6 protein-coding genes are annotated in these 4379 nt (G+C 37.1%); 3 read left to right on the top strand and 3 right to left on the bottom strand.

Annotated features, from left to right (window positions below; translation table 11 throughout):
- Positions 1-1050, bottom strand: a 1050-nt coding sequence (gene asnB, locus AC1DTM_RS18875) for an asparagine synthase (glutamine-hydrolyzing) (protein WP_477000644.1), incomplete at its 3' end; no start/stop codon positions are given.
- A 241-nt stretch (positions 1051-1291) separates the two neighbouring features.
- On the opposite strand from asnB, the gene AC1DTM_RS18870 reads away from it, so the two are divergent.
- Entirely contained in the window at positions 1292-1846 is a 555-nt protein-coding gene (locus AC1DTM_RS18870; protein ID WP_002202804.1) for a DUF2777 domain-containing protein, read from the top strand.
- Positions 1847-1905: 59 nt separating this feature from the next.
- Here the strand turns inward: AC1DTM_RS18870 and AC1DTM_RS18865 are convergent, their stop codons facing one another.
- Positions 1906-2271: a YisL family protein gene (locus tag AC1DTM_RS18865; RefSeq protein WP_002201404.1), complete on the bottom strand. Its 366-nt coding sequence runs from the start codon at positions 2269-2271 to the stop codon at positions 1906-1908.
- A gap of 149 nt (positions 2272-2420) precedes the next feature.
- On the opposite strand from AC1DTM_RS18865, the gene rocD reads away from it, so the two are divergent.
- Positions 2421-3611 carry an ornithine aminotransferase gene (gene rocD, locus AC1DTM_RS18860; protein WP_002149886.1) on the top strand — a complete coding sequence of 397 codons (1191 nt, stop codon included), beginning with the start codon at positions 2421-2423 and terminating at the stop codon, positions 3609-3611.
- Positions 3612-3717: 106 nt separating this feature from the next.
- Positions 3718-4002: a hypothetical protein gene (locus AC1DTM_RS18855; RefSeq protein ID WP_016104154.1), complete on the top strand. Its 285-nt coding sequence runs from the start codon at positions 3718-3720 to the stop codon at positions 4000-4002.
- Positions 4003-4036: 34 nt separating this feature from the next.
- On the opposite strand, the gene AC1DTM_RS18850 is transcribed toward AC1DTM_RS18855, so the two are convergent.
- Positions 4037-4379, bottom strand: a 343-nt coding sequence (locus AC1DTM_RS18850) for a fumarylacetoacetate hydrolase family protein (RefSeq protein ID WP_477000643.1), incomplete at its 5' end; no start/stop codon positions are given.

The raw sequence follows: 4379 nt of genomic DNA, 5'->3' as shown, positions 1-4379 counted from the left end.
ATCACGAACGAGTACTGCTTCTGTTAAATACTGTGCTAGTTGTTCATTAGAAATGACGCAGCGATGGTGGATTGTTTGAAAGGTCTCTGTCATTAAATTAATAAATGGAGCATCTGAATTCGGCTGAAACGCATTCGCTTTAAAGTATTTTTCGTTATCTTCATAGTCAACAGAATACGTGTGTAATTGCCCTTTTCCTGATCTTTCATACTCTTTTGCAGCTATTGCTGTTATAGCACTTGAATCTACACCGCCTGATAAAAAAGTGCATAGTGGTACGTCAGAAACTAATTGTCTCGTAATCGCATCTTGTAATAAAAAACGAGTTTTCTCTACTGTTTCTTCAAATGAATCTTCATGTTTTTTACTTTCCACATTCCAATATCTCCATATGCATAAACCGTCTTTTGAGAACGTCATCGCATGACCCGGACGCAGTTCTTGAATACCAGCATATATACCGTGACCAGGCGTTCTAGATGGTCCAAGGCCGAATATTTCCGATAATCCTTCTAACGTTACTTCCGCCTTCACATCTGGATGCGCTAGTATCGCTTTTAACTCTGAACCAAATAATAATCGTCCGCTATCATATTTATAAAAAAGCGGTTTTACACCTAATCTATCTCTCGCAATAAAGACTCGTTCATTTTTCTCATCCCATACTGCAAACGCATATATACCGTTTAAATGAGCGACACATTCTTCTTTCCATTCAATATAAGAGGCCAATAGTACTTCTGTATCGGAATGCCCTTTAAATGTATAACCTCTTCTTAATAACTCTTTGCGAATATCTTCTGTATTGTAGAGCTCTCCGTTATAGCAAATCGCATAACTAGTTTCATCTTTCAAACAAGTCATGGGTTGTTTACCACCTTCAGGATCTACAACGATTAACCGTTTATGCCCAAATGCGACGTTCCCTTTAATCCAAACTTTATTATCATCCGGACCGCGTTTCGCTAGCGTTTCCGCCATCTTCGTCACGATGTCCCTTTCCCCTTCTAATGAGCGTTTATAATCCACCCATCCTGTAATCCCGCACATAAAATCATCCTTCCTAATCTAATATCTGTTTCTGAACGTGCAGTAATCCCCACCCTATGAGTGCGGATACATAAAAACAACAAACTTGACGATAACTAACTATCCATATATGAAATAGCAGTTTCACAGTGTAAAGCGTGTTTTATTGTATGCCCATCTCTCTTTAGGTGTGTCTAGTTATAAAGAACGTGCGAACTGTCCATAACAAGAATAACTATTTCTATAAAAGGAGAAATGAACTATGGTACAACGCAAACATATTTTGTATAACCAACCGCGCGCTCATACAGTCGGTAATGTCGAATATATAAACAATGAATGGGTATTCTTTGATGATGAAAATGATGAGGCTTTTCTATTAGAAGATATTGCCGAAGATGGTTTTGAAATTTTATATAACAACAATTGGCTACCAGCTCGTTTTTATGAACAAGACATATTACAAATTGCAAATGAACAACATTCTCTCCAAAACGGGGAAATGATACGAATTCGAAAAAAATTACTTCTTAGCTATCATGAATGGCTTGAAGAGTTACCTGACTCTGTCTTTACATTATTAACCGAATCATTGCAATCGCTTAATTACTCTTTATATGATTGCATGTATTGTCATAATTATTTATCATTCTTACCGAAAGATGAAGCATGCGAAGGAGTAAATATTCTTTTGTTCGATAACGACGAAATGATTTGTACATTGCAGCACCATTTCGTACGCCACTCTTCCTCTAATAAAAATATTTTACGATTTACGAAAGTAAACGGAGAAGAGTTGCATCTCGATGCGACATAAAATAAAAAAACCACCTTATCTCCCAAACATTTGAGATCATAAGGTGGTTTTATTTTTAATTAAAATACTTTCCAGCCAATTGGTAATTTCAATCCAAGATAAAATACCGCTACTAGCGCGACAATAAATAATCCCCAAACTGCCCCTGTTGCCTTGTTCTTGCTCATTTTTACAAGAACCATTTCCATACCACCGATAACTAAAATACCCGCTAACATTTTCATGCCGTACCACATGTGCATGCTACCTGTTGCCGTCTTCACAATACTCATGTACAACATGAAACCTGTCACAATAATGATAATGTACATAAGGCGAAGCCCCATATGTACACCTTTACCTTTTCTTCCTGCTGAATAAAGTGAATACGCAACGAAGAATAAAATTAATCCTAATGCCCATGCTGTAATATGCATATGTACCATCGTATCCCTGCCTCCTCTTTTCACACTTTTTCACTCTATATGATAACATGTTCATTTATTTTCAGGAAATGTTTCGCTTTTTTATATTTAAATGATATAATATTTAGAGTATTTACAAACTTCTKGTAATAACAAAAGGGGGAACAATCATGATTCAAACTAAAGATATTATCGAACTTACAGACACATACGGGGCAAATAACTACCATCCACTTCCAATCGTTATTTCTAAAGCAGAAGGCGTTTGGGTAGAAGATCCTGAAGGAAACCGCTATATGGACTTATTAAGTGCATATTCTGCAGTAAACCAAGGTCATCGTCATCCAAAAATCATTAACGCTTTAATTGACCAAGCTAATCGAGTTACGTTAACTTCTCGTGCTTTCCATAGCGATCAATTAGGTCCTTGGTACGAAAAAGTTGCGAAACTAACAAATAAAAATATGGTACTTCCTATGAATACAGGCGCAGAGGCTGTTGAAACTGCAATTAAAACAGCTCGTCGCTGGGCTTACGATGTGAAAAAGGTAGAGGCAAACCGTGCAGAAATCATCGTTTGTGAAGATAACTTCCACGGACGTACAATGGGTGCTGTTTCTATGTCATCAAACGAAGAGTACAAGCGCGGCTTCGGTCCAATGCTTCCTGGCATTATTGTAATTCCTTACGGTGATTTAGAAGCGTTAAAAGCTGCGATTACACCAAATACAGCTGCATTCATTTTAGAGCCAATTCAAGGTGAAGCAGGAATTAACATTCCACCAGCTGGTTTCTTACAAGAAGCTTTTGAAGTATGTAAAAAAGAAAACGTTTTATTCGTAGCAGATGAAATCCAAACAGGCTTAGGCCGTACTGGTAAAGTATTTGCTTGCGACTGGGACAATGTAACTCCTGACATGTACATACTTGGTAAAGCACTTGGCGGCGGCGTATTCCCAATCTCTTGTGTTGCAGCAAACAGCGACATTTTAGGCGTATTCGAGCCAGGTTCTCACGGTTCTACATTCGGTGGTAACCCACTTGCATGTGCTGTTTCTATCGCAGCTCTTGAAGTATTAGAAGAAGAAAAATTAACAGAGCGTTCTCTTCAATTAGGAGAAAAACTAGTTGGGCAATTAAAAGAAATTGATAACCCAATGATTACTGATATTCGCGGTAAAGGTTTATTCATCGGTATCGAATTAAACGAGGCAGCTCGTCCTTACTGTGAACAACTAAAAGCAGCTGGGCTATTATGTAAAGAAACACACGAAAACGTAATTCGTATTGCACCACCTCTAGTAATCTCTGAAGAAGACTTAGAGTGGGCATTCCAAAAAATTAAAGCTGTACTATCTTAATCATAGTGAGGTTGTCCTAAATATAGGACAACCTCTTTCTTTTTTTAGTAATTTACCGTAAAATAAAATTGAATATTCTGTTTTTCGTTAAAAAGGGGGTAACTGTATGCTTTTGAAATACGGTAAACACATTAACCATTTAGCTACAATTTTTATTTCTATGACATTCATCGGCTTCATATTATCTACAACTCTACTCAGTCATTATTCAACTCCTAATACATTCACACTACTTAAAACATCATTTTGGGCTGCTGTTTTCCTTACAGTTATCGGTTTTGGCCGTGAGAGAAGCGCACTTGCAGTTATGCTAATTGGAATTTGCACTTTAGCATTAATCGGATTGTATATTTTCGCCATTATAGATTACTCCGTTAATCCACGCCCATAGAAAAGAGCTATCTTTTCACAAGATAGCTCTTTTCTCATTTCACTATATTTCTTAGCGTACCAATTCCCTCTACTGTAACAACAACTTCATCACCAGCATGCAAAAACTTCGGTGGTGTAAAACCTTTACCAACACCAGCTGGTGTCCCTGTTGCAATGATATCTCCTGGCTCTAATGTCATACCTTTACTTATAGTTGAAATAATTTCTTCTACTGAAAAAATCATTTCTCTCGTATTTGAAGTTTGCCTTACTTCTCCATTTACCACTGTTTCAATGTGTAATGCATTCGGCGTTCTAACCATCGATTTATGAATTAAATACGGTCCCATTGGACAAAATGTATCGAAACTTTTCCCTAGGAAAAATTGTTTATGT

The sequence above is a fragment of the Bacillus sp. P4_D3 genome, from assembly GCF_056401855.1.
Note: the sequence above shows the minus strand (reverse complement) of the source record. Positions and strands in the feature narration are given on the sequence as shown.